This window comes from Streptomyces sp. NPDC059906 (assembly GCF_042730645.1).
Classification (GTDB): domain Bacteria; phylum Actinomycetota; class Actinomycetes; order Streptomycetales; family Streptomycetaceae; genus Streptomyces; species Streptomyces rubrogriseus.
Genome location: NZ_JBHWKU010000002.1, coordinates 152,549 through 174,802 on the forward strand (window position 1 = coordinate 152,549; position 22,254 = coordinate 174,802).

At 70.5% G+C, this 22,254-nt stretch carries 24 protein-coding genes, 1 tRNA gene and 1 riboswitch; of the genes, 16 read left to right on the forward strand and 9 right to left on the reverse strand.

Annotation, left to right across the window (positions count from 1 at the left end; all coding sequences use genetic code 11):
* Positions 1–48 precede the first annotated feature (48 nt).
* From ACFV9J_RS03565 to ACFV9J_RS03575, 3 genes are all read right to left on the reverse strand, one after another.
* Positions 49–132: transfer RNA gene (locus ACFV9J_RS03565), tRNA-Leu, on the reverse strand.
* Positions 98–808, reverse strand: coding sequence for an HNH endonuclease (locus tag ACFV9J_RS03570; RefSeq protein WP_385349223.1), 711 nt, complete (start codon positions 806–808; stop codon positions 98–100). The genes ACFV9J_RS03565 and ACFV9J_RS03570 overlap by 35 nt, the downstream gene beginning before the upstream one ends.
* Entirely contained in the window at positions 805–1,458 is a 654-nt protein-coding gene (locus tag ACFV9J_RS03575) for an HNH endonuclease signature motif containing protein (RefSeq protein WP_385349226.1), read from the reverse strand. Before ACFV9J_RS03575 ends, ACFV9J_RS03570 begins: the two co-directional genes overlap by 4 nt.
* 266 nt (positions 1,459–1,724) lie before the next feature.
* Between ACFV9J_RS03575 and ACFV9J_RS03580 the strand changes: the two genes are divergently transcribed.
* Positions 1,725–1,853 carry a hypothetical protein gene (locus ACFV9J_RS03580; protein WP_385349229.1) on the forward strand — a complete coding sequence of 43 codons (129 nt, stop codon included), beginning with the start codon at positions 1,725–1,727 and terminating at the stop codon, positions 1,851–1,853.
* Positions 1,854–1,856: 3 nt separating this feature from the next.
* Complete coding sequence (locus ACFV9J_RS03585; RefSeq protein ID WP_385349232.1) at positions 1,857–2,369, forward strand: hypothetical protein; 513 nt, start codon at positions 1,857–1,859, stop codon at positions 2,367–2,369.
* Between the two features lie 194 nt (positions 2,370–2,563).
* On the opposite strand, the gene ACFV9J_RS03590 is transcribed toward ACFV9J_RS03585, so the two are convergent.
* Both ACFV9J_RS03590 and ACFV9J_RS03595 read right to left on the reverse strand, forming a co-directional pair.
* Entirely contained in the window at positions 2,564–3,148 is a 585-nt protein-coding gene (locus tag ACFV9J_RS03590; protein WP_385349234.1) for an HD family hydrolase, read from the reverse strand.
* A 12-nt stretch (positions 3,149–3,160) separates the two neighbouring features.
* Positions 3,161–4,231: a helix-turn-helix domain-containing protein gene (locus ACFV9J_RS03595; protein WP_385349237.1), complete on the reverse strand. Its 1,071-nt coding sequence runs from the start codon at positions 4,229–4,231 to the stop codon at positions 3,161–3,163.
* A gap of 206 nt (positions 4,232–4,437) precedes the next feature.
* Between ACFV9J_RS03595 and ACFV9J_RS03600 the strand changes: the two genes are divergently transcribed.
* The 4 genes from ACFV9J_RS03600 (at position 4,438) to ACFV9J_RS03615 (ending at position 7,620) form a co-directional block, all read left to right on the forward strand.
* On the forward strand, positions 4,438–4,944 hold the full coding sequence (locus ACFV9J_RS03600; protein ID WP_385349240.1) for a hypothetical protein: 507 nt from the start codon (positions 4,438–4,440) through the stop codon (positions 4,942–4,944).
* Positions 4,941–6,455 (forward strand): DUF6415 family natural product biosynthesis protein, encoded by a 1,515-nt coding sequence (locus tag ACFV9J_RS03605; protein WP_385349242.1) that lies wholly within the window; start codon positions 4,941–4,943, stop codon positions 6,453–6,455. The genes ACFV9J_RS03600 and ACFV9J_RS03605 overlap by 4 nt, the downstream gene beginning before the upstream one ends.
* A 5-nt stretch (positions 6,456–6,460) precedes the next feature.
* Positions 6,461–6,664, forward strand: coding sequence for a hypothetical protein (locus ACFV9J_RS03610; RefSeq protein ID WP_385349245.1), 204 nt, complete (start codon positions 6,461–6,463; stop codon positions 6,662–6,664).
* A gap of 89 nt (positions 6,665–6,753) precedes the next feature.
* Positions 6,754–7,620: a GNAT family N-acetyltransferase gene (locus ACFV9J_RS03615; RefSeq protein WP_385349247.1), complete on the forward strand. Its 867-nt coding sequence runs from the start codon at positions 6,754–6,756 to the stop codon at positions 7,618–7,620.
* 826 nt (positions 7,621–8,446) lie between these two features.
* Here the strand turns inward: ACFV9J_RS03615 and bcp are convergent.
* Complete coding sequence (gene bcp, locus ACFV9J_RS03620) at positions 8,447–8,914, reverse strand: thioredoxin-dependent thiol peroxidase (RefSeq protein WP_385349250.1); 468 nt, start codon at positions 8,912–8,914, stop codon at positions 8,447–8,449.
* A gap of 282 nt (positions 8,915–9,196) precedes the next feature.
* Between bcp and ACFV9J_RS03625 the strand changes: the two genes are divergently transcribed.
* The 3 genes from ACFV9J_RS03625 to ACFV9J_RS03635 all read left to right on the forward strand — a co-directional run bounded on the left by ACFV9J_RS03625 (position 9,197) and on the right by ACFV9J_RS03635 (position 10,390).
* Positions 9,197–9,529: a DUF3618 domain-containing protein gene (locus ACFV9J_RS03625; RefSeq protein WP_385349253.1), complete on the forward strand. Its 333-nt coding sequence runs from the start codon at positions 9,197–9,199 to the stop codon at positions 9,527–9,529.
* 23 nt (positions 9,530–9,552) lie between these two features.
* Positions 9,553–9,909, forward strand: coding sequence for a co-chaperone GroES (locus tag ACFV9J_RS03630; RefSeq protein WP_003975911.1), 357 nt, complete (start codon positions 9,553–9,555; stop codon positions 9,907–9,909).
* Between the two features lie 61 nt (positions 9,910–9,970).
* A riboswitch (guanidine-III (ykkC-III) riboswitch) is annotated at positions 9,971–10,038 on the forward strand.
* Positions 10,039–10,069: 31 nt separating this feature from the next.
* The gene (locus tag ACFV9J_RS03635; RefSeq protein WP_003975912.1) at positions 10,070–10,390 is read left to right on the forward strand and encodes a multidrug efflux SMR transporter; all 321 of its coding nucleotides are present in this window, start codon (positions 10,070–10,072) and stop codon (positions 10,388–10,390) included.
* A 3-nt stretch (positions 10,391–10,393) separates the two neighbouring features.
* Here ACFV9J_RS03635 and ACFV9J_RS03640 read toward each other — a convergent pair whose 3' ends face one another.
* Positions 10,394–12,850 carry a transglycosylase domain-containing protein gene (locus tag ACFV9J_RS03640; RefSeq protein WP_385349258.1) on the reverse strand — a complete coding sequence of 819 codons (2,457 nt, stop codon included), beginning with the start codon at positions 12,848–12,850 and terminating at the stop codon, positions 10,394–10,396.
* Positions 12,851–13,044: 194 nt separating this feature from the next.
* Here ACFV9J_RS03640 and ACFV9J_RS03645 point away from each other — a divergent pair, with 194 nt between their 5' ends.
* The 4 genes from ACFV9J_RS03645 to ACFV9J_RS03660 are packed head-to-tail and all read left to right on the forward strand — an operon-like array spanning position 13,045 to position 16,797.
* The gene (locus tag ACFV9J_RS03645; RefSeq protein ID WP_385349261.1) at positions 13,045–13,851 is read left to right on the forward strand and encodes an ABC transporter permease; all 807 of its coding nucleotides are present in this window, start codon (positions 13,045–13,047) and stop codon (positions 13,849–13,851) included.
* Position 13,852: 1 nt separating this feature from the next.
* Positions 13,853–14,722 carry an ABC transporter permease gene (locus ACFV9J_RS03650; protein WP_385350088.1) on the forward strand — a complete coding sequence of 290 codons (870 nt, stop codon included), beginning with the start codon at positions 13,853–13,855 and terminating at the stop codon, positions 14,720–14,722.
* A 32-nt stretch (positions 14,723–14,754) separates the two neighbouring features.
* On the forward strand, positions 14,755–15,927 hold the full coding sequence (locus ACFV9J_RS03655) for an ATP-binding cassette domain-containing protein (protein WP_385349264.1): 1,173 nt from the start codon (positions 14,755–14,757) through the stop codon (positions 15,925–15,927).
* A gap of 33 nt (positions 15,928–15,960) precedes the next feature.
* Positions 15,961–16,797 carry a DUF1707 domain-containing protein gene (locus ACFV9J_RS03660; RefSeq protein ID WP_385349267.1) on the forward strand — a complete coding sequence of 279 codons (837 nt, stop codon included), beginning with the start codon at positions 15,961–15,963 and terminating at the stop codon, positions 16,795–16,797.
* 40 nt (positions 16,798–16,837) lie between these two features.
* Here the strand turns inward: ACFV9J_RS03660 and ACFV9J_RS03665 are convergent, their stop codons facing one another.
* A complete protein-coding gene (locus ACFV9J_RS03665) occupies positions 16,838–18,202 on the reverse strand; it encodes an SGNH/GDSL hydrolase family protein (RefSeq protein ID WP_385349269.1) in 1,365 nt (454 codons plus the stop codon).
* Positions 18,203–18,400: 198 nt separating this feature from the next.
* On the opposite strand from ACFV9J_RS03665, the gene ACFV9J_RS03670 reads away from it, so the two are divergent.
* The 3 genes from ACFV9J_RS03670 (at position 18,401) to ACFV9J_RS03680 (ending at position 21,786) form a co-directional block, all read left to right on the forward strand.
* Positions 18,401–19,759 carry a DUF445 domain-containing protein gene (locus ACFV9J_RS03670; protein ID WP_385349272.1) on the forward strand — a complete coding sequence of 453 codons (1,359 nt, stop codon included), beginning with the start codon at positions 18,401–18,403 and terminating at the stop codon, positions 19,757–19,759.
* Between the two features lie 106 nt (positions 19,760–19,865).
* Positions 19,866–21,380 carry an MFS transporter gene (locus tag ACFV9J_RS03675; RefSeq protein ID WP_385349275.1) on the forward strand — a complete coding sequence of 505 codons (1,515 nt, stop codon included), beginning with the start codon at positions 19,866–19,868 and terminating at the stop codon, positions 21,378–21,380.
* A 46-nt stretch (positions 21,381–21,426) separates the two neighbouring features.
* Complete coding sequence (locus tag ACFV9J_RS03680) at positions 21,427–21,786, forward strand: VOC family protein (protein ID WP_121708878.1); 360 nt, start codon at positions 21,427–21,429, stop codon at positions 21,784–21,786.
* A 15-nt stretch (positions 21,787–21,801) separates the two neighbouring features.
* On the opposite strand, the gene ACFV9J_RS03685 is transcribed toward ACFV9J_RS03680, so the two are convergent.
* Positions 21,802–22,104 (reverse strand): hypothetical protein, encoded by a 303-nt coding sequence (locus ACFV9J_RS03685; RefSeq protein ID WP_385349278.1) that lies wholly within the window; start codon positions 22,102–22,104, stop codon positions 21,802–21,804.
* Positions 22,105–22,254: the final 150 nt, after the last annotated feature.

The following is a 22,254-nucleotide window of genomic DNA, read 5'->3' on the forward strand; positions in this document are numbered from 1 at the left end:
CCACGAAAACGGCCTGCGCATCCTCTTTGGATTCGCAGGCCATTCACGTGCGGCGGAAGGGATTCGAACCCTCAAGCCCGATCAGGGGCCACAGATCCTAAGTCTGCTGCGTCGCCGTTGCGCCACCGCCGCCAGCGTCTGCCATCGTACCGGGAGCCGCACGGTGTCTTGAGCGTCCCCTGCACCAGGTGCTGGTCGTCGCGTGGCAGTTCGGACACAGCAACCGCAGATTCTCGCGCCGATTGTCGCTCCGGTCCCCGTTGACGTGATCGACCTCCAGCGTCATCGGCTTTCCAAGCCATTCGGGCCCGATGCCACACTCGGCGCACGTCTCGGTCATGCCGATCTCGCGGAGTGCACGGCGGAGTGGTGCAGTCCGAGTTCGACCGCCGTCGTCTCGCTTGACCAGAACCTCCTCGGGCTTCTTGGCCAACATCGGGCGGGACTTGCCGCGCTGATGTGCCTGTCCCAAGAAGTGAGTGGTGGTGAGGCCCTCTTCGGCGACCCACTGACGCAAGAGCGCGCGTTGGCCGCCGTTGTCCGGGCGCTGCAGGCGACGAAGAGTCTCTGCGATCGAGGATGCCGCGCTGACCGCGGCACTCAACTCGCCCGCCGAAGGACGGGGTCGCTTGCCCCAGGGCCTGAAGTGCGAGATGTCGATTCCGAAGTGGGCGAAGCGACGGGTGAGGTTGCGACGCAGGGTGGCGTACGGCTGGGTGCCAAAGAAGGCGATGACCTCGTCGATGTCGGAACACAGAGCGGCAGCTTCAAAGAGCCGCTCGCGAGAGTACTGGACGCTGTTGTTCATGAGGGCGTTCCCTTGGCGCGCCCTTTGCCTCGTCCTCGGTACTCGTCCGTCGTTGAGTGGCAATTGGGGCATAGGAACCGAAGGTTCTGGATGCGGTTGTCTCGCCAGTTGCCGTCGATGTGATCGACTTCAAGCGGTAGCGGTCGGCCGCGCCAGACCGTCTGCACGCCGCAGAGGCTGCACTGTTCCGGAACGCCGAGTGTCGTCATAGCCCAGCGCAGACGGTCGCTGTGGACGCGCCGGGCCGCAGCGGGCGCCTGCTCGACGAGCAGGGCTTCGGGGGTCCGTGGACGGCGCGACTCGCCGCGCCGGGACGGCACTCGGAAGTGCGACACGTCGATGCGGTACGCCTTGATCCGGCGGCTGATGTGCGTGTGGTGTCCGCCGACGGCGTCCAGCCCGAGATGTCGCAGTACCTCGTACATGTTCGTCGAGGCCGAGACCGCTTCCTGAAGGACCTCCCTAGTCCACTTCACCCCCTCGCGCTGGAAGTGCGACACATCCACCCCGAGCTTCTTCATTCGCCCCAGCACGTACCGCCGCGTCGAACTCTTGGGATCCACCCCCAACCGCACCAACGCCTCCGAAAACGTCCGCGCTCCCCGAGCCGCCTCCTCCAGCCGCTCCCGGCTGTACGCACTGGTCCCCATCGGATCCCCTCCGTCCCGGCCGCGTGTTCGCAGCTCGTACGGAGTAACGAACTGGTTATCGGACAGTCACGCACGGCATGCGGAAGGGCCCGTACCGGTGCGTGTCCGGTCGGCGATCCGGTCGACGTCTTCGTCATCTACGAGGACGGCACACCGGCGCAGAGGCAAGTCCTCGACGGCACAGAGACCGCCCCGGCCGGGCCGGGGGGTTCGTCACAGCCGAGGAGTATTCGACCAGGGTCCAGGAGCTGCAAGACAGGACCGCCGTGTACATCGCCGAGTTGGAGGCCGCCGACGGGACGCGCAGGCGAGCGGACTACATGGCGCTGATTGCGGCCGGGGTGGCGCACGAGAGCGCGCGGCGCATGGCCGGGCTCGTGGACGGGCAGCGCTGACCCATGACCGGAACGAACGGCAGTGCCTCGCCGGGGGTGCAGGTGTGCTCCCTGAAGGTCGACACCCCGCAACTCATCCCCTCCGGGCCCACCTACCGGGTCGTGCGGTTCCCCTTCGGCGCCGCCGAGTCCACGGACCGCTTCGAGATGCACCAGGTCGAGCAGCCCGACGGCTACGTGGTGAGCGACTGGTCGACGGACGACCGCAGCGGCTTGATCTGGCCGTCCAAGGCCGGCTGGGGTGTCCTGCACGCGATGATCCAGTGGGAAGCCGGCGACTACACCGAGCTGCGGGACCAGTACGTGAGGGATCCACTCGGGCTGACGCCGAACCCGGCCGACACCACGGCGACGGAGCACCGGCCGCCGTCGCCCGGCGGGAACTACTCCGTGAAGGTGCACGGCATCTTCGTGGACCCGCAGGTGCCGGTCGCGTTGCGGGTCACGCACAACGCGTCCACGGCCCGACTGCTGACGCTCGCCGAGTTCAAGCTGGCCATCTTCCCCGCGGCCTGACCGCCGCGGGCGGGAACGTACGCTCCTGGGAGCCGCTGGTTGTGGGCCGGGCGAACAACTCCCGTCAGGACTCGTCGGCGCTGATCGCCACGACCGGCCGTCCCGGTCTGCCGCCGCCCCTCGCACATGCCGCCCTCATCGCGGACGGCCGTGCCCGGCCCGTCTCTGGCGTCCAGGAAGGCCGGGCAGCCCGGTCAGCGCTTCGTTTCGCCCAGGGCGGAGCGGAGCCAGTCGAGGGACCCGGTCTCCAGGACGGCGTCTGCGATGGCCTGGCCGCTCTTGGTGACGATCCGGCCGCGGCTGTTGTCGATCCACCGCTGCGCGTTCTCGTATCCCTGGGCTCGGTACTCGATGCCCTGGATCATGCACTCCAGCTTGTCGGCGTCCCTGGCACACACTGCCTCGGGGGATTCGCGCGCCTCGTACTCGCCGATCAGGTCGGTCACGGCCTGTGCCAGGGCCTCGGGCATGCCGGCGACCTGATCGGAGGCGATGGAGCAGGGGTCGGCTTCGCCGTCGGTGTACTTCTTGCCGAGGTGGTTGACGTCCCCGGTCCGGGTCTCGCCGGTGTCGTGCCAGACGGCGAGGAACGCGGCCCGCGCCGGGTCGGCGCCCTCCAGCTTCGCGATGATCGACGCGATCAGGCTGGTGCGCCACGAGTGCTCGGCCACCGACTCCGGGTCCCGGACGCCCGCCATCCACCATCCGGTGCGCTTCGTCTGCTTGAGCGTCCCCGCCTCGTACAGGAAGTTCGCCACCGCGGAAAGGTCGTCTGACACTTCGGGCTCCTCTCACGCCTCGGCGAGGCGGATTGCATAGCGGATGCTCTCCAGCTCCCGTCTGCCACGTGGCGAGAGCTCCCGGCTATCCAACATGATCGGTAGCCGGTCGCGTAGGGCGCGTGCGGCAGCTCCTGAGCGCAGGAGGTTGGGCCGGAGTTGGAGCAGGGCCCACACGCTGTGGACGTTGAGGTCCACGTATCCGTGCTCGGGTGCGATGCCCTGGACGAGGTGGTCGAGCAGTCGGTCTCCGGGCCAGGGGCGCGGTGTCCGGTCGGCGATGAAGTCGTCGGACAGCTCTACGTGCTGCATCTCGCCGACCCAGTACGCCCAGTAGTTGAGGTTGGCGGCCTCGCCTGCGTCGTCCTGGAGGGCCGTGTCGATCCAGTGGTCCATGCGGTCGCGGTCGCCCTGGCGGGCGGCGACGGCGGCCACTGACCGGCCGTTGAGCCAGCCCGTGAGCCAGTCGTCGGGCCGTTCGGTCCTTTGCTGGTGAGCGAGCCAGTCGGCGGTGTCCGTGGCGGTGTCGTACCCGGACAGGTAGAGGGCCTGACGGCGTAGCAGGAACTGGCCGGGGCCGCGGGCCTGCTCGGCGGTGGTCCGCATCTGTGTGAAGAAGCGCCGGCGCTCCTCCCGGGAGAGCTGCGGCCCGGACGGCGTCGGTCCGCGCCGGGGCCGGGCAGGGGCGGGCAGGGTCCGTACCGGCTCCGGTGGCACGCCGTTGAGCGGCCACGCGAGTACGGCGCCCAGCTCGCGCTGCATCACCATCACCGCGAGGGGGCTCTCCTCGACGGGGGCTTCCTCGTCGAGGACGGTCGCGAGGAGGACGTCTGCTTCGAGGGCCCGCTCCCACGCCTGGAGCAGCGCGGCCGAGGCGCCCATCAGCATCAGCTTGTGCCGGTACGTGAACATCTGGCCGTACGGAACGGCGGTCAGCGGTCGGCGCGCGGTCTCCCACCCCGCGACGGTGTCCAGGCTCACGCCCAGGTACTCGGCCGCCTCCTCCTGCGTGCAGCCCTGCTGCTCCCTTACGACGCGCAGGACGTAGCCGGAGATGAGGCCGGTGCGGGGCCGCGTAGGCATTCCCGTACTGGCGGTCGGGGTTCGGTTAGGGCGAGGCCGCATGGGGTGTCCATCCTGGCGGTTGGAGCGCAAGCCACCTGTACTCGCAGTCAGTTCCAGCCTCGACCTGCGGTTTCTAGAGTCGAGACCAGCACGGAATCGAGCGTAGAGGGAGGCAGTCAGACATGGGACCCGTTCGGCAAGTCGACGGCTCGAAGGTGGCAGTCGTGACCACGGCCGGGGCGCTGGTGCAGGCCCGGGACAGGGCCGTATCGAACTGGCTGCTCGCTGCTGCGGACAACCGCAACCGGGCCCAGAGGGAATGGAACGACCGGGGAGTGGCACTGCTGCGCTGCGGCGGAGCGTTCACCGCCATCCGTGTCCCCGCCTCGCTGATCACCGCCGCCGCGGGCAGCGAGGGGCGTGCCGAGGTGAGCGCCTACCTGAACGCGGCTCTCCACCGTGGTCCGGTCTTCGTCGACCAGACCGCTGGCTGGTACTACTGCCTCGTCCCCGCGAGGGCTTGCGAGACCTGGCGAGAGCCCGGGACCGAGTGCTTCGGCGATGACCACTACCTCGGGGTGCCCTGCCCCGGAATCGACTTCCAGCACCCCCGGGCGCGCTCCTGCTGGGTGGTCGCGATGGACGGCCCCGCCGAACTGTGCAGCCCCGACGCGATCAGACAGCTCGTCGACGTGGCGAGGAAGAAGACGGCCGAAGCAGGCATGCGGTGAAGCCTGCGGAGCCGACGGCAGACCCGCGGCCGGACTGGACGGAGGCGCTGAGCATCACCTCCTGCCTGCCGTCGCGCGTACCGGACCGCGGGCAGGTCGACCAGCTGACCGCGCGCCTGGGCGAGCACGTCGGGCACCTGGTGCCGGAGGTGGACGAGGCGATCAACAACGAGTGCCACGACACCGCCGACCGAGAGACGGCCCGCTGGCTCCTCGGCCGCGTCGACCACACCCTGCGCCAAGGGCCCGGCCCGGACAACCGCACGGCCGCCGTCCACCTCGAAGACCTTGCCCTGAACTGCCGTGCTCTGGCCGCGATCTGTCCGCACAAGGAAGAGACCGGGCAGCTCGCGACCGGCCGCGAGCGGCACCAACCCACCAAGGAGTCATTCGTGCACTCTTTGATCGCCAGCCCGTTCCTGGAACAGCACACGCTCGTGCGGCCAGGGAGCCGTGGCGGGGCCCTCCTGCCAGAGGCCCGCTACGAGGAACTACGCACCCACGACCCTGCCGAGCCTGCTCCGGCCTGGCTCGTCGACGCGGTCCTGGGGCAGTGGCCCGACCTCGACGTGACCGGCCGTCCGTCCGGCGAATACCTCCTCATCCGGCAGCCGACCTCCCGGGGCTACGGCAAGGCGTCCTGGGAGGTCAACCTCGGCTGCAACTACGACTGCAAGCACTGCTATCTCGGGCTGAAGATGCAGTCCGGGATGCCGTGGGAGGACAAGCGGCGCTGTCTGGACATCATGGCCGAGGCCGGCGTGCTCTTCCTCCAGATCACCGGCGGGGAGCCCACCATCGACAAGGACTTCATGCGGTCCCACCGGCACGCGTTCGAGCTGGGCATGATGATCACGGTCTCGACCAACGGGTCGCTGCTGTGGCGGGAGAACCTGCTCCGCCTCTTCAAGGAGTGCCCGCCCTACCGCGTCACCGTCTCGATGTACGGGGCGACCAAGGCCAGTTACGACGAGCTGACGCAACGCGCTGGTGCTTGGGACCAGTTCGTTCAGGGCATGAACGCCGCCCGGCACGCCCGTCTCCCGCTGCGCATGAGCGTTGTGGTCACCGGCGACAACGGTAGCGAGGAACAGGCCATGGTCGACCTGTGCGAGGCGTGGGGCGTCGAGTACGAGGTCTATACGAACATCACGCCCACGATCTACGGGGGCGGGGAGGTGCTGACCGCGCAGTCCAAGGAGCACTTGCGCACGCGAGCGCAGTTCACGGGCTGCAACGCCGGTCACACGTTCTTTCACATGGACCCGCACGGTCTGGTGTCCATCTGCAAGATCGGCCGCGACGAACAGCCCAGCCTCGTCCACGAGGGCATCGAGGGCCTGGCCCGGCTGGGCGCGATCGCGGACCGTCTCATGCTTCGCACTGGCGGCTGCTCGGGATGCAGCCTGGCCGGTTCCTGCACGGTGTGCAGGCCGCTGGCCAAGCACTACCAGGAGGCGAAGGCCCCGCTGGCGGCGTACTGCCAGCACCGAGAGAAGAAGGCAGGGTGAAAGAGATGACCGCTGTTGCAGTCGAGATCTCGCCGAGGCGTCCGCTGGCGGACGACGGGCCCGCACCGATGGGGAAGGAGCCGTACTTCACACGGCCCGTCCTCGCGCCGGTCCCGTCGGTCACCCAGGTCACCGTGGTCGGCGACATGGACACCGTCATGGAGAGTGCCAAGTGCAGCTGCTCGGCCGGCGATGACGTCCCGTTCTAGTCGGGTCGTAGGCCGGTCGTGATCGAGCGGGCCCCGACGACTTCGCGTCGGGGCCTGCGGCGGGTGCGGGCCGTGGGTAGCGTGCCGCCATGCGCTTCTCCTGGGTCCTGATTGAGCCCGTGATGCCCGTGCCGTACGTGCCCACCCTGGGCCCTGCGCGCTGGGGTGACCCCCTTCACGAACTCCTGGAGGCCGTGGTGGACAACGCCGGTACGGGCCGCTTCCTCCCGCACGACAAGGACCGCCGCTGGGGCGCGACCAAGACCGAACGAGTCCTGGCCGACGCGATCGAGCACGACCAGGAGCAGACCCTTGTCCCGACCCTCGTCGAGCGCGGCCGGGGCGTCGTCAAGGTCTACGTATACGGGGCGGCGCCGGGCAGCCTGTCGGCCGGCGCCGAGCTGGCCCGGAAGCTGGCTGCCGTCCACGGCGCGGCCAAGGCCCGGATCGTGTGGTTCCTGGACGCCGACCAGCCCGACGAGTACGCCCAGGGCGCCCGTGTCCAGCTCAAGGACTTCAACGCCGGGCCCGGGGAGGCGCCCGGGGTGCCGGTCCAGGAGTACAAGGAGCTGCCCGAGGGCGCCGAGTTCCAGGCGTTCGCCACGGCGATGGCCGAGGACGGGTTCGCGTTCCTGTATGGGCAGATGCAGGCCGGGAGGGTCGGCCACGTCCTGACCGTGCTCCATGACGGACTCGTGGCCGGCGCCATCGGTCCGATGGAGACCTTGGCCGACGCCCGGGGGGATGCACGTCTGCTGCCGCAGTACTTCGGCGTCCTGCCGCAGCACCGAGGCCGCGGCTACGGGCGGGCCCTGTGGCGCGCGGCCATGCACTGGGGGCACCGGCACGGGGCCGTCTATCAGCTCTTGCAAACCGAGGTCGGGGGCGCCTCAGACCGGCTCTGCCGGGCCGAGGGCCTGACCTCGCTGGGATTCGTCAACCATGCCGACGTGTAGTCCGGCGCAGCGCCTTCTGGTCGGTGCGCTGCCGCCACGTCACCGACTTGAAGGAATGATCATGATCAACCACGCTGTACGCGTGAGCAGCGCAAGCGCGGCCGTGACTGTCGTCTCCGCCGAGCAGGCCGTCACGGACTGGTCCGCCCGCTACTTCGGCACCTGGTAGAAGGCCGCCGTGGTGGACCCCGCGGACGCCCGCGGCGGACCCCAGGTCACGGGAAGCGTCGACCACCGAGAGTGCGACAGTCTCGCCCTGGGCGTGGCACAGCCACCGCACACCAGTAGCACTTACGCGCGGGCGCAACTGCTGCTCGCCAGGGACCTGTCGGCGGGAGCGATCCGGGCCGTCTCGCCGGAGGAAGCGCTCGCCTATAGGTCGGTGCTGGGGCTGTCGCGACTGGACGTCGTCGGCTGTATCGCGGAGGACGTTGCCACGGCGACTGCCCGCCTGGCCCGCGAGATGATGCGAGGCCTGCTGCTGCGAGACGGCGGGCAGTGCTGCACGCCTCCGCCGTTGTCCACGACGATCAGCGTGGATAGTCGTGTACGCGGTGAGATGGGTGGACGATTCAGGGCGCAATGGCCTGAAGTGATTCGGCCACGGTCGACACGCAGACTCGTCGATCCTGTTCCAGGGGGAGCGGGGCCCGGTCCCTTGCTCCGCAGGCCGACGACCCGGGGCCTTGGGCGGGCCCGGCATCCCTGTTGCCGGGCCCGCTTCAGTCAGTGCCCCAACGTCAGCAGTGAGGTCACGGCATCGGTGCAGGTCAGAGGGCATGTCGGCTATGGTTCAAGTTCGGTACGGGCCCCGCCGAAGGGGACCTCAGATGCCCAGGTCCTTGATGATCTTGGCTACGTGACCCGTCGCGCGGACGTTGTACAGGGCGCGTTCGACCTTGCCCTCCTCGTCGACGACGATGGTGGAGCGGATGACGCCCATGTAGGTGCGGCCGTAGTTCTTCTTCTCGCCGAAGGCGGCGTACGCGTCGAGGGTCTTCTTGTCCGGGTCGGCGAGGAGGGTGATCTTCAGGGACTCGGCCTCGCGGAACTTGGCCAGCTTCTCCGGCTTGTCGGGGGAGATGCCGATGACGTCGTACCCGGCGCCGGTCAGCAGCTCCAGGTTGTCCGTGAAGTCGCAGGCCTGCTTCGTGCAGCCGGGGGTAAGCGCGGCAGGGTAGAAGTAGACGATGACCTTGCGGCCCTTGTGGTCGGACAGGGACACCTCGTTGCCGTCGGCGTCCGGGAGGGTGAAGGCGGGGGCCGTGTCCCCGGGCTGGAGTCGCTCGCTCATCGATCCAGCGTAGGGCCTGTCCGGCGGATCAGGTCGCGGGATGTGAGCGGTGCCTTGTGGGCGCCGGTGAGCGGGGGCTGGTGCGTGCAGCTGCAAGGCGGAGGAGGGAGTCGACGCGGAGCGTCGGCGAGTGACGACAACGCGGCAGATGTGCGTGCCAGCCCCCGCGTCCGCGGCATGATCCGCCGGACAGGCCCGAACCGGGGGGTCCTGACAGTGCGGAGACGCAAGTAGCTGACAGACTGTCCGGGACAGCGGCAGAGCGGACTTCGGAGGCGTACGGTGGCGGACACGTCGGACATCAGGACCCCGGCGCAGATCGAGGCGGACATCAAGCGCCGCCGCGAGGTGCTGGCCGAGACGCTCGACGAGCTCGGGATGCGGGTGCACCCGAAGACGATCGTCGACGATGCGAAGGCCAAGGTCGCCTCCAGTGTCGATCACACGCTGGGGCGGGCGTACGTCCAGGTCAATCGGGTGGTCAGTGATGTGAAGGCCCAGTTCGTCGACGAGGAGGGTGCCCCGCGGCTGGAGCGGGTCGTGCCCGTCGCGCTGGTGGTGGTCGGGGTCGTGGGGCTGCTCGCCCTGGGCGGCACCCGGCGGGGCAGGCGCTGAGCGGGGGCAGGTAGGTTCAGGGCGTGAGCGCCAAGAGAAACGAGCACGGTCCCCAGGACGACAAGCTGCCCATCCGGATGCTGCACGACCGCGTGCTCGTGCGGCAGGACACCGGTGAGGGCGAGCGGCGTTCCGGGGGCGGCATCCTGATCCCCGCGACGGCGGCCGTCGGCAAGCGGCTGGCCTGGGCCGAGGTGGTCGCGGTCGGTCAGAACGTACGGACCGTGGAGCCGGGCGACCGGGTGCTCTACGACCCGGAGGACCGTGCCGAGGTCGAGGTGCGGGGTGTGGGCTACGTGCTCATGCGCGAGCGTGATCTGCACGCCGTGGCGGCGGACCGGTTCGAGGGGTCGGAGGATTCCACCGGGCTGTACCTCTGAATCGCGGGTCCAGGTCGGACTTCAGGGGCTGGTGATCAAGGTCACCAGCCCCTTTTTCCTGCCTTTGCTATCTTGGGAAGCACCCCGACGAGACGCGCCGTACCGGGCTGAAGGCAAAGACGACGCACCACCGTTCAGTTCGTTCACGGAGGTGTCTGTCGTGGCGTGGGTTCTGTTGTTCGTCGCCGGTCTGCTCGAGGTCGGCTGGTCGATCGGGATGAAGTACACCGACGGTTTCACCCGGCTGTGGCCCAGTGTGTTCACGGGTGCCGGGATCGTCGCGAGCATGATGCTGCTGTCGTACGCGGCGCGGACGCTGCCCATCGGTACCGCCTACGGCGTGTGGGTGGGCATCGGTGCGGCCGGGGCGGCGGTGCTCGGCATGGTGGTGCTGGGGGAGCCGGCGACCGCCGCCCGGATCTTCTTCATCTGTCTGCTGCTGGTCGCCGTGGTCGGGCTGAAGGCGACCTCCGGTCACTGACGGTCACTGACGCCGGGGCGTGACGGGGAGGTCGGGGAAACCGGTGTTGGAGTCCCCGCCGCCCGCGCCGTCGGTGTCTCCGCCGCCCGGCCCCGTGCCGCCGTTCGAGGAGTCGTCGTCCCCGCCGTCGCCGCCGCCGGTGGGGCCGGGCTCGGTGCTGGGGCCACCGGTGGAGGGGGTGCCGCCGCCGGTCGACGGCGGGTCGGACTCGGTGCCGCCGTTGTCGCCGGGCGGGGTGCTGCCGCCGTCGGAGTCGCCGGGGGTTTCGGAGCCGGTGCCGTCCTCGTCGGCGTCGCCCGGTCCGTCGGAGGCGTCGCCGCTGCCGCTCTCGTCGCCGTCGCCCGGTTCGTCCGAGGCGTCGCTGCTCGGGGGCGCGGTGACGTCGGCGCCGTCCTGGAGCCGGAGGTCGAAGTCGCTGACGGGTTCGCCCTTGAGGGCGTTGCGGGTGTACTGGCTCCAGATCTCGGCGGGGGCGCCGCCGCCGTTGATACGGGCGAGGCCCATGGCGCCGTACAGGGGCTTGTGGGCGGCGGTCTTCGGGTCCTGGCCCATGACGGCGACGACGGTGGCCAGGTCGGGGGTGTAGCCGGCGAACCAGGCGGCCGTGTCCTCCTCGGCGGTGCCGGTCTTGCCCGCGGCGGGGCGGCCGGCGGCCTGGGCCGCGGTGGCGGTGCCGTTCTGGACGACGCTGCGCAGGACGGACGTGGTGGTGTCGGCGGACTCGCGGCTGACGGCCTGGTGCTCGCGCCGCTCGGGCAGCTCGATCTCCTGCTTGCCGTCCTTCATGACCTTCTCGACCAGCGTGTAGGTGCTGTGCCTGCCGTGGTTGGCGAGGGTCGCGTAGGCCTCGGCCATGTCGAGGGGGCTGGCGGTGGCGACGCCGAGGGCGATGGAGGGGGAGGGGGTCAGCTCGGGGGTGTCGGGGGAGAGCCCGAGGTCGATCGCGGTCTGCTTGACCTTGTCGGAGCCGACGTCGACGGCCATCTGCGCGTACACGGCGTTGATGGACTTGTCGGTGGCCTCGCGGACGGTGACGTGGCCGTAGTCGCGGTGGTCCTCGTTCTCCGGGGCGTAGCGGCCGCCGCTCCAGCCCTGGACGGGGCGTTCGCTGGTGCCGTCGTAGCGGGTGTTGGGGTTGATCGTCTGCCCGCTCTGCGTCTCGGAGTGGTTCTCCACGGCGGACGTGAACACGAAGGGCTTGAAGGTGGAGCCGACCTGGAAGTCGCGGCGGACGGCGTTGGGCGTGTACTGCTTGACGTAGTCGATGCCGTTGTACATCGCGACGACCTTGCCGGTCTTCGGGTCGACGGAGGCGCCGCCGGCCCGGACGTAGCTGTCGACCTTGCGTTCCTTCTTGTCCAGCTGGGACATCAGCTTGTCGTCGACGGCCTTGACGAAGGCGTCCTGCTTGTCCTTCTGGAGGGTGGTGGTGATGCGGTAGCCGCCGCGGCCGAGTTCCTCCTCGTCGACGATGTCGTTCTCGATCAGGTACTTCTTGACGATGTTGACGACGTAGCCGCGCTGTCCGGACATGTTGGTGGAGATGGTGGACTGCTTGGGCTTGGGGAACTGCGCGGCGGCGCGCTCGGAGGGGCTGATCCAGCCCTTGTCGGCCATGCCGTTCATGACGTACTTCCAGCGGGCCTCGGCGGCGGGCCGGTTCTCCGGGTGGGCGACGACGTCGTACTGGCTGGGGGCGTTGAGCAGGGAGGCCAGGTAGGCGCCCTGGGCGGCGGTGAGGTCCTTGGCGTCGACGCCGAAGTAGGCCTGGGCGGCGGACTGGATGCCGTAGGCGCCGCGGCCGAAGAAGCTGGTGTTGAGGTAGCCCTCGAGGATCTCGCTCTTGCTCTTCTCCCGGTCGAGCTTGATCGCGATGAAGAACTCCTTCACCTTGCGGGTGACGGTCTGGTCCTGGGCCAGGTAGTAGTTCTTGACGTACTGCTGGGTGATGGTGGAGCCGGACTGCTTGCCCTTGCCGGTGGCGGTGTTCCAGCCGGCCCGGACCATCGCCATGGGGTCGATGGCGGACTCGCTGTAGAAGTCGCGGTCCTCGGCGGCGAGGACGGCGTGCTGGGCGTCCTTGGAGATGCGGGCGAGGCCGACGCTCTCGCGGTTGACCTCGCCGTCGCGGGCGAGGACGCTGCCGTCGGCGTACAGGTAGACGTTGGACTGCTTGGTGGCGAGCGCGTTGGCGGCGGGGATCTGCACGAGGTGGTAGCCGAGGAAGAAGCCGCCGACGATCAGCAGCAGGCCGACGACGACGGTGCTCAGCACGATGCGCCAGGTCGGGATCAGCCGGCGCCATCCGGTGCGCTTGGGCCGCTTGGGCTTCTTCGCCTTTCCGGCTTCTGCGGGCGCTGCGGGAGTCGCCTGTTCCCCCGTCCGCCCCTCGCCGGCCGCCTGGGGCTCTCTCGGGGCCCAGCCCTGGTTCGGCGGCTGCGGCTGCGGCTCGTCGCTCATCTCGTGCACGGACTCCTGTTTCGGCTTCTGCTTCGCTTCGTACGGTTTTCGGAACGTCTGAGTTTCTTCTGGTGAAGACTCTCGCACCGCGGGTTCCGTTCCCACTCGACGGCACACCCGTGAAATTCCGTGGCAGGGGCCCCCGCGGTCGCACTAGGCTCCTGCGCTTTGGTGCCGGTCGGAGGGGGAGGGCTGTGAGTGCGGGCTCGGGGCGGTTGTACGTGGCCGTCGCGGCGGGGGGATTCCGACGGTACGCGACGTATCGGGCGGCCACCGCCGCCGGGGTGTTCACCAACACGGTCTTCGGTTTGATCCTGGTTTACACCTATCTGGCCCTGTGGGACGAGAAACCGCAGCTCGGAGGGTACGACCAGGCGCAGGCCGTGACGTTCGTGTGGCTGGGGCAGGCGCTGCTGGCGGCGCTGGCGATCGGGGGCGGCGGGTTCGAGGACGAGTTGATGGAGCGCATCCGTACGGGTGATGTCGCCGTCGATCTGTACCGTCCGGTGGATCTTCAGCTGTGGTGGCTGGCGGCGGACGTGGGGCGGGCGGTGTTCCAGTTGCTGGGCCGGGGGGTGGTGCCGTTCGTGTTCGGGTCGCTGTTCTTCCCGGTGGCGCTGCCGCGGGAGGTGTCCGTGTGGGCGGCGTTCCTGGTGACGGTGGTGCTGGCGATGGTGGTGGGTTTCGCGCTGCGCTATCTGGTGGCGCTGTCGGCGTTCTGGCTGCTCGACGGCACGGGGGTGACGCAGATGGCGTGGCTGGCGGGGCTGTTCTGCTCGGGGATGCTGCTGCCGCTGAACGTGTTCCCGGGCGCGCTCGGTGACGTGGTGCGGGCGCTGCCGTGGTCGTCGCTGCTCCAGGGTCCGGCGGACGTGCTGCTGGGGGAGGCGGATCCGCTGGGGACGTATCTGTTCCAGGCGTCCTGGGCGGTGGTGCTGCTGGCGCTGGGGCGGCTGGTGCAGTCGGCGGCGACGCGACGGGTGGTGGTCCAGGGTGGCTGACGTGGCCGAGGTGGCCGAGGTGGCTGAGGCGGCCGAGGCGGCCCGGACGGGGGTACGGCGCGGGCGCGTCGTCGAGGGGGTGCGCACGTACGGGCTGATCGCCGGGATGTGGATCAGGTCGACGATGGCGTACCGGACGTCCTTCGTGCTGACGGCGTTCGGGAACTTCGCGATGACGGCGCTGGACTTCGTGGCGATCCTGCTGATGTTCTCCCGGGTGGACGCGCTGGGCGGCTACTCGCTGCCCGAGGTGGCGTTCCTGTACGGGTTGTCGGGGGTGTCGTTCGGGCTGGCCGACCTGGCCATCGGCTCCATGGAACGGCTGGGCCGCCGGGTGCGCGACGGCACGCTGGACACGCTGCTGGTGCGTCCGGCGCCGGTGCTGGCGCAGGTGGCGGCGGACCGGTTCGCGCTGCGCCGGCTCGGCCGGGTGGTGCAGGGGCTGCTGGTGCTCGGGTACGCGCTGGTGGTCGTCGACATCGACTGGACGGCGGCGAAGGTGCTGCTGATGCCGGTGGCGCTGATCAGCGGGGCGGGGATCTTCTGCGCGGTGTTCGTGGCGGCGGCGGCGTTCCAGTTCGCGGCGCAGGACGCCTCGGAGGTGGCCAACGCCTTCACCTACGGCGGTACGACGATGCTGCAGTACCCGCCGACCGTGTTCGCGCTCGACCTGGTGCGCGGGGCGACGTTCGTGCTGCCGCTGGCGTTCGTGAACTGGCTGCCGGCGAGCTATGTGCTGGGGCGGCCGTATCCGCTGGACCTGCCCGGGTGGGTGGCGTTCACGCCGCCGCTCGCGGCCGCGGCCTGCTGTGCCCTGGCGGGGCTGGCCTGGCGGGCGGGCCTGCGTTCGTACCGCAGTACGGGGAGCTGAGGGAGCCGATGGAGCCGATGGAGAGGGCGGACATGGCGGAGACGGCCGACACGGCGGCGGACCCGGCGGGACCGGTGGGACCGGTGAGACCGGTGGGACCGGTGGGGCCGGTGGGATCGGGGACCGCGGCGGAGGCGGACGCCGCGGCGGACCCGGCGGGACGGGCGGGACCGGCTGGACCGGTGGGACCGGTGGGGTCGGTGGGGCCGGTGGGATCGGGGACCGTGGCGGAGGCGGACGCTGACGCTTTCATCGAGCTGGACGGCGTCGAGAAGGTCTTCGACGTGCGCAAGAAGACGGGCTTCCTGAAGCGGGAGCGGCGGCAGGTGCGGGCGGTGGACGGGCTGTCGTTCACGGTGTCGCGCGGCGAGATGGTCGGCTACATCGGCCCGAACGGCGCCGGGAAGTCGACGACGATCAAGATGCTCACCGGCATCCTGACGCCGAGCGGCGGCCGGCTGCGGGTGGCGGGCATCGACCCGTCCCGGGAGCGGATCCGGCTGGCGCACCGCATCGGGGTGGTGTTCGGGCAGCGGACGACGCTGTGGTGGGACCTGCCGCTGATCGACTCCTACCGGCTCATGCACCGCATGTACCGCATCCCGGACGCCCGTTACCGCGAGAACCTGGACCGCTGTGTCGAACTCCTCCAGCTCCAGGAGCTGCTCGACGTGCCGGTGCGGCAACTCTCCCTGGGGCAGCGGATGCGCGGCGACATCGCGGCGGCGCTGCTGCACGACCCGGAGGTGCTGTACCTGGACGAGCCGACGATCGGCCTGGACGTGGTGTCCAAGGCCAAGGTGCGGGGTTTCCTGCGGGACTTGAACGCCGAGCGCGGCACGACGGTGCTGCTGACCACGCACGATCTCCAGGACATCGAGCAGCTCTGCTCGCGCGTGATGGTCATCGACCACGGGCGGCTGATGTACGACGGCCCGCTGGAGGGACTGCACGAGGCGGGGGAGAGCGAACGCACCCTGGTGGTGGACCTGGAGCGGGAGTTGCCGCCGATCGAGGCGCCGGAGCCGGCCCGGGTGGTGCGGGTGGAGGGGCCGCGGCAGTGGCTGGCGTTCCCGGCGTCGGCGTCGGCGGCCGGGCTGGTGGCGGGGATCGCGGCCCGGTATCCGCTGGTGGACCTGTCGGTGCGGGAGCCGGACATCGAGTCGGTGATCGCGAAGATGTACGCGGAACGCGCGGGCGCGTAGTGTCCGGCGCGGTGACCTCGTAGGCTGCTGTACATGACCGACGACGCCCCGGAACTCCGCGCCTCCGACGCCGACCGTGAACGAGTCGCCGAGGTCCTGCGCGACGCCCTCGCCGAGGGCCGCCTGGACATGACCGAGTTCGAGGAGCGGCTGGACGCCACCTACAGCGCGCGGACGTACGGGGACCTGGCGCCGATCACCCGGGACCTGCCGGTCGGCGGGGCGGGCGCGGCGCCCCGGGTGTCGATGACCAAGGAGCCCGAGCGGGACGGGGGCTGGGCGGGGCGGATCACCGGCGGCGAGGGCTCCTCGACCTGGGCGGTCGCCGTGATGTCCGGCTTCCAGCGCAAGGGGCGCTGGACGGTGCCGAGCCGGTTCAACTGCTTCGCGTTCTGGGGCGGCGGGGAGATCGACCTGCGCGACGCGGACTTCGCGGCGGGCGAGGTCGTGATCAACTGCGTCGCGATCATGGGCGGGATGAACGTGGTCGTGCCGCCGGGCGTCGAGGTGGTCGTGCGCGGCATCGGCTTCATGGGCGGCTTCGACCACAGCGAGGAGGGCGTGCCCGGGGACCCGGGCGCCCCGCGCGTGGTCGTGACGGGCTTCGCCTTCTGGGGCGGCGTCGGCGTCGAGCGCAAGGTGACGCGGGCCGAGCGGCAGCGGCTGAAGGAGGAGCGCCGCCAGGAGAAGCTGGAGCGCAAGGCCGCGATGCGGGAGCTGCACGACTCCGTCCGGGAGAGCGTGGAGGGGACCCACCGCAGGATGCTGGACGGTCACCGGGACATGCTGCGCGAGCAGCGTGACGAACGCCGCGAGCAGCGCGAGACGCGCCGTGAGGACCGCGACCGCCACAGGCGGGGCGAGGACTGAGCGGGGTGCGGGCGGCGCCCCGACACCGAGGGTGGTCCCGCTACGCCGCCACCGGCGCCGCGCCCTTCAGCGCGGCCAGGTCGATGACCTCGCCCATGCGCGCGTACCCCTTGTCGCCGGGGTGCAGGTGGTCGCCGCTGTCGTAGTCGGAGCGCATCCGGCGCGGGTCGTACGGGTCGCGCAGGGCCTTGTCGAAGTCGACGACGGCGTCGAAGACCCGGCCGGAGCGGATCTCCTCGTTGACCTCCTGCCGCATCGTCTCGCGGGCCTCGGTGTAGCCGCCGTAGCCGCCGAACGGCGTGATCGTGGCGCCGACGACCCGCAGTCCCCGGGCGTGCGCCCGGTCGACGAGGGTGCGCAGGCCGGTGAGGATGCCGTCGCGGTCGGCCAGTTCCGGGCTGTTCAGGATGTCGTTGACGCCGAGGACGACGACGACGGCCTTGACGTTGGTGCGTTCCAGCACGTCCCGTTCGAACCGGCTCAGTCCGCTCGGGTTGTCGGCCGGCCGCCCCGGCCTGCTGGTCAGGAGCCGGTTGCCGCTGATGCCCTCGTTGACGACGCTGTAGCGGGGCGTGTTCCGGCCGTCGCCCGCCGCCTCGTGCAGGCGTGCGGCGAGGACGTCGGTCCAGCGGTGGTTGGCGTCGCTCTGCGAGCGGGCGCCGTCGGTGATGGAGTCGCCGAACGCCACGACGGTGCCGTCGGCCTCGTGGGTCAGCACGTCGAGGGCGGTGAGGTAGCGCCAGTACGGCGTGGGGGTGGTGTACGCGACGGCGGTGACGTCCGCCGTGCGGTCGCCGTCGGCCAGATAGCTGGTCTGCCGGGCCTGCGGATGGTAGGTCACCGGCCCGGACGGGATGGGGGAGTACGTGGTGACCAGGACGTTCGCCCCGTAGGGGATGGCGATGCGGGCGGTGTCGCTCATCACCTGTCCGCCCGCCGGGATGGTCACCCGGGCGCTGCCGCCGAAGGTGAGCCGGCGCATGGTGTCGGCGATCGCGGCCGCCGTGTCGGGCCCCGCGGCCAGCGCGATCGAGGCGTGGGTGACGGTCAGCGGCGACTGCCCGTACAGGTTCGAGAGGGTGATCCGCGCGCTGGTGCCGCCGACCGAGGTGTGCACGACGTTGCGCACGGAGCGGCCCGCCATGCCGGTCGTCTCGGTGCCCGGCTCGGCCGCGGCCGGTGCGGTGGCCCAGGCGCCCACCCAGGCACCCGTGGACGCGGGGGCGGCGTCACCTCGTGGGAGACGGCCTCCGGCCTGCAGCGCGTGGTCCCTGCTGCCGTCGTCCGCGGACGCTCCGGCGTATATGGCCGCGGAGATCGCCACTATCAGGGTGACGATCGCCGCGAGCAGGGCACGGTGCTTGGTGGGGGGCGCCCCCGCACCCCCGTCACGACCCCGGGTCATGCTGTGCTGTTCTCCTCGGGCGAGGGGAGCCCCGAGGCTCCGGTCCGATGAACCCATGATGCGTCATGGGCGGAGGAAAGGCCGCGGAAGCCGCGGGCGTTCCCCCTCCCGGACAGACGCCGGGAACTTGTGTTCCGTTCCGGGAGTCGGTCAGGAAGGGACAATGTGTGAGGGACGTATCAGCGAACGGTGGAGCGGATGGAACGCACGAAGGCGGAACTTCCCGAAGGCGCGGGGGCCACGGGTGGTTCCGGGGGCGGGGTCGGGGGCGGGGGCGCGGTGCGCGACCGCGCGATGACGTCCTTCAGCCCCGCCGACGAGGTCAAGCGCCGCGGCGTGCGGCGGATGAAGCTCACCGCCACCGGCCTGCTGCTCTTCGTCGCCCTGGTCTACGTCCTGACCGAGTGGGCCTCCCACCGGGGCGCGGGCGCCTGGGCGGGCTATGTGTCGGCCGCCGCCGAGGCCGGCATGGTCGGCGCGCTCGCCGACTGGTTCGCGGTCACCGCCCTCTTCCGCCACCCGCTCGGCATCCCCATCCCGCACACCGCGATCATCCCGAAGAAGAAGGACCAGCTGGGCGTCTCGCTGGGCGAGTTCGTCGGGGAGAACTTCCTCTCCGAGGCCGTCGTGCGCCAGCGGCTGCGCGCCGTCGGCATCGGCAGCCGCCTCGGCGCCTGGCTCGCCGTGCCCGAACACGCCGACCGGGTGACGGCCGAGCTGTCCGCCGCCCTGCGCGGCGCCCTGACCGTGCTGCGCGACTCCGACGTCCAGGCCGTGGTCGGCGAGGCCATCACGCGCCGTGCCGACGCCCAGGAGATCGCCCCCGGCATCGGCAAGATGCTGGACCGGGTCGTCTCCGACGGCGGCCACAAGCGCGCCGTCGACCTGATCGTCTCCCGCGCCCACGACTGGCTGATCCTGCACGGCGACTCCGTGATGGACGCCGTACAGGGCGGGGCACCCGGCTGGACCCCCCGGTTCGTCGACCGGAGGATCGGCGACCGCGTCTACAAGGAGCTGCTGCGCTTCGTCACCGAGATGCGCGACATGCCCGCCCACCCCGCGCGCGGCGCCCTCGACCGCTTCCTCACCGACTTCGCCGCCGACCTCCAGTCCGACACGGAGACCCGCGCGCGGGTGGAGCGGCTGAAGACCGAGGTGCTGGGCCGCGGCGAGGTCCAGGACCTGATCGCGTCCGCTTGGACGGCCGTACGGTCCATGATCGTCTCGGCGGCGGAGGACGAGCGCAGCGAACTGCGGCTCAGGGTGCGCGCCTCGCTGCTCTCCCTGGGCTCCCGGATGGCCTCCGACGCCAAGGTGCAGGCCAAGGTCGACGGCTGGGTGGAGGGCGCCGCGGTGTACGTGGTGACCACCTACCGCAAGGAGATCACCTCGCTGATCACCGACACCGTGGCGGGCTGGGACGCCGAGCACACCACGAAGAAGATCGAGGCGAACATCGGCCGCGACCTCCAGTTCATCCGCATCAACGGCACGGTGGTCGGCTCACTGGCCGGGCTGCTGATCTACACGGTCTCCCGCATCCTGGGGGCGTAGGGCTGCCGCGGGCGGCCCTACGGCCTCCCGGCACGGCGGGCTTGTTCCCTCCGGCGCCGGGCACACGTGAGGCGTTCGCTCGACGGAGAGCCGCCGGAGGGGTGCCATGACCGCACAAGCGTCGTCGTCGGGCTCGGGGCCCGCCTCCACCGGGACCGTCACCACGGCCGTCCCGGCCCGCCTGGACCGGCTGCCCTGGTCGCGCTGGCACTGGATGATCGTGATCGGCCTGGGCACCGTCTGGATCCTGGACGGCCTGGAAGTCACGATCGTCGGCAACGTCGCGGGCCGGATCGCCGAGGACGGCAGCGGCCTGGACATCAGCTCCGCCCAGATCACCGGCCTGGCCGCCGCCCTGTACGTGGCGGGTGCCTGTTCCGGCGCGCTGTTCTTCGGCTGGCTGACCGACCGGCACGGCCGCAAGAAGCTGTTCATGATCACACTGGTGGTCTATCTGGCGGCCACCGCGCTGACCGCGGTCTCCTTCGAGTCCTGGTGGTTCTTCCTGTTCCGCTTCCTCACCGGCTTCGGCATCGGCGGCGAGTACGCGGCGATCAACTCCGCGATCGACGAGCTGATCCCCTCCGACTACCGGGGCCGGGTCGACCTCATCATCAACGGCAGCTACTGGCTGGGCGCGATCGGCGGCGCCCTGCTGTCGATCGTGATGCTGGACACCGACATCTTCGCCAAGGACCTCGGCTGGCGGCTCAGCTTCGCCCTCGGTGTGGTCCTGGGCCTGGTGGTGCTGCTGGTGCGGCGGCACGTCCCGGAGAGCCCACGCTGGCAGTTCATCCACGGCCAGGGCGAGAAGGCCGACGCCCTCGTCTCCTCCGTCGAACGGGAGATCGAGCGGGAGAAGGGCGAGAAGCTGCCGCCGCCCGCCGGTGAGATCACCATCCACCAGCGCAAGTCCATCGGCTTCGGCCTGATCGCCAAGACCGTCTTCGGCCGCTACCCGCGCCGCGCGGTCCTCGGCCTGTCCCTCTTCATCGGCCAGGCCTTCCTGTACAACGCGATCACCTTCGGCTTCGGCACCATCCTCATCACCTTCTTCGACGTGCCGACCGGCTCCACCGGCTACTACTTCGCCGTCATCGCCGCGGGCAACTTCTGCGGCCCGCTGGTGCTCGGCCACCTCTTCGACACCGTCGGCCGCCGGATCATGATCTCCAGCACCTATCTGCTCTCCGGCGTCCTGCTCTTCGGCACGGCCTGGCTCTTCGACCGGGGCTCGCTCACGGCGACCACCATGACGGCCTGCTGGTGCGTGGTGCTGTTCTTCGCCTCGGCCGGCGCCTCCAGCGCCTACCTGACGGTCTCCGAGATCTTCCCGATGGAGACCCGCGCCATGGCCATCGCCTTCTTCTACGCCCTCGGCACCGCCGCCGGCGGCATCAGCGGCCCGCTGCTCTTCGCCGAACTGACCGAGTCCGGCGTGGTCGGCGACACGGTCCTGGCCTTCCAGATCGGCGCCGGGCTGATGTGCGCGGCCGGCCTGGTCGCGGCGTTCCTGGCGGTGAAGGCGGAGCGCCGCTCGCTGGAGGACATCGCGGAGCCGCTGTCGACGGCGGCACCGGATGCGCCGGGAACGGCGGGCCCCGGCGCGAAGACCGCGTAGCGTCACGTACGCCGGCCCGATGGGGCACCGACGCCGAGGAGATCCGATGAGCATCCGCAGAATCGTCCCCAACATCCATGTCGAGGCCGAGGACCAGTGGAACACGAGCCGCGAGTTCTACGGCCTGCTCGGATTCGAGGAGGTCATGGACATGGGCTGGGTGACGACCCTGGCCTCCCCGTCCAACCCCACCGCCCAGATCAGCCTCTTCACCGAGGAGCGCACGGCGCCCGTCGTCCCCGACCTGAGCGTGGAGGTCGAGGACGTCGACGCGGTCTACGCCCAGGTGGTCGCGTCGGGCGCGGAGATCGTCCGGGAGCCGCAGGACGAGGAGTGGGGCGTACGGCGCTTCTTCGTACGGGACCCGAACGGCCGGGTGATCAACGTACTCACCCACCACGCCTGAGCGGCGCCACCGCGCTCAGGAGCGCCGGTCGGCGACCGCCCACGAGGCCAGCGCCACGGCACCCGCGGCACCGAACACGGCGGGCCAGGCGCCCACCTTCTTGGCCAGCGGGTGCGACCCCGCGAAACCGGCGACGTAGGCCGCCGTCAGCGCACCCGCGGCCCTCCCGCCGGCCCGGGCCCGCCACTGCTGCGCGGCGGCGGCCCCGGCGACGGCGAGCACGGCCCCGCCGAGCTGCCGCTTCTTCGTCCAGCGGGCCACGCCGTACCCGCCGACGAGACCGCTCGCGGCGATCACCGCGCTGGGAACCTTCGCCATCTCTGCCTCCTGCTCCGACCGCGGCCGGACCTGCTCCGGCCGTACCGACTTGTCGGGACCGAGGCTAATCCCCGCCCCTTTCGGCCCAACAACGAGCCCTGATCACGACACTTCCGGGTATCCGCTCCGTTGGGGAGACGAGCACCCGGA

Bases quoted from the DNA above. Each gene is read 5' to 3' on its own strand.
- ACFV9J_RS03670 (WP_385349272.1), top strand. From the start codon at position 18,401: ATGGAACGCACGAAGGCGGAACTTCCCGAAGGCGCGGGGGCCACGGGT.
- bcp (WP_385349250.1), bottom strand. From the start codon at position 8,914: ATGAGCGAGCGACTCCAGCCCGGGGACACGGCCCCCGCCTTCACCCTC.
- ACFV9J_RS03665 (WP_385349269.1), bottom strand. From the start codon at position 18,202: ATGACCCGGGGTCGTGACGGGGGTGCGGGGGCGCCCCCCACCAAGCAC.
- ACFV9J_RS03655 (WP_385349264.1), top strand. From the start codon at position 14,755: ATGGCGGAGACGGCCGACACGGCGGCGGACCCGGCGGGACCGGTGGGA.
- ACFV9J_RS03585 (WP_385349232.1), top strand. From the start codon at position 1,857: ATGACCGGAACGAACGGCAGTGCCTCGCCGGGGGTGCAGGTGTGCTCC.
- ACFV9J_RS03660 (WP_385349267.1), top strand. From the start codon at position 15,961: ATGACCGACGACGCCCCGGAACTCCGCGCCTCCGACGCCGACCGTGAA.
- ACFV9J_RS03570 (WP_385349223.1), bottom strand. From the start codon at position 808: ATGAACAACAGCGTCCAGTACTCTCGCGAGCGGCTCTTTGAAGCTGCC.
- ACFV9J_RS03615 (WP_385349247.1), top strand. From the start codon at position 6,754: ATGCGCTTCTCCTGGGTCCTGATTGAGCCCGTGATGCCCGTGCCGTAC.
- ACFV9J_RS03640 (WP_385349258.1), bottom strand. From the start codon at position 12,850: ATGAGCGACGAGCCGCAGCCGCAGCCGCCGAACCAGGGCTGGGCCCCG.
- ACFV9J_RS03595 (WP_385349237.1), bottom strand. From the start codon at position 4,231: ATGCCTACGCGGCCCCGCACCGGCCTCATCTCCGGCTACGTCCTGCGC.
- ACFV9J_RS03610 (WP_385349245.1), top strand. From the start codon at position 6,461: ATGACCGCTGTTGCAGTCGAGATCTCGCCGAGGCGTCCGCTGGCGGAC.
- ACFV9J_RS03675 (WP_385349275.1), top strand. From the start codon at position 19,866: ATGACCGCACAAGCGTCGTCGTCGGGCTCGGGGCCCGCCTCCACCGGG.
- ACFV9J_RS03685 (WP_385349278.1), bottom strand. From the start codon at position 22,104: ATGGCGAAGGTTCCCAGCGCGGTGATCGCCGCGAGCGGTCTCGTCGGC.
- ACFV9J_RS03680 (WP_121708878.1), top strand. From the start codon at position 21,427: ATGAGCATCCGCAGAATCGTCCCCAACATCCATGTCGAGGCCGAGGAC.
- ACFV9J_RS03575 (WP_385349226.1), bottom strand. From the start codon at position 1,458: ATGGGGACCAGTGCGTACAGCCGGGAGCGGCTGGAGGAGGCGGCTCGG.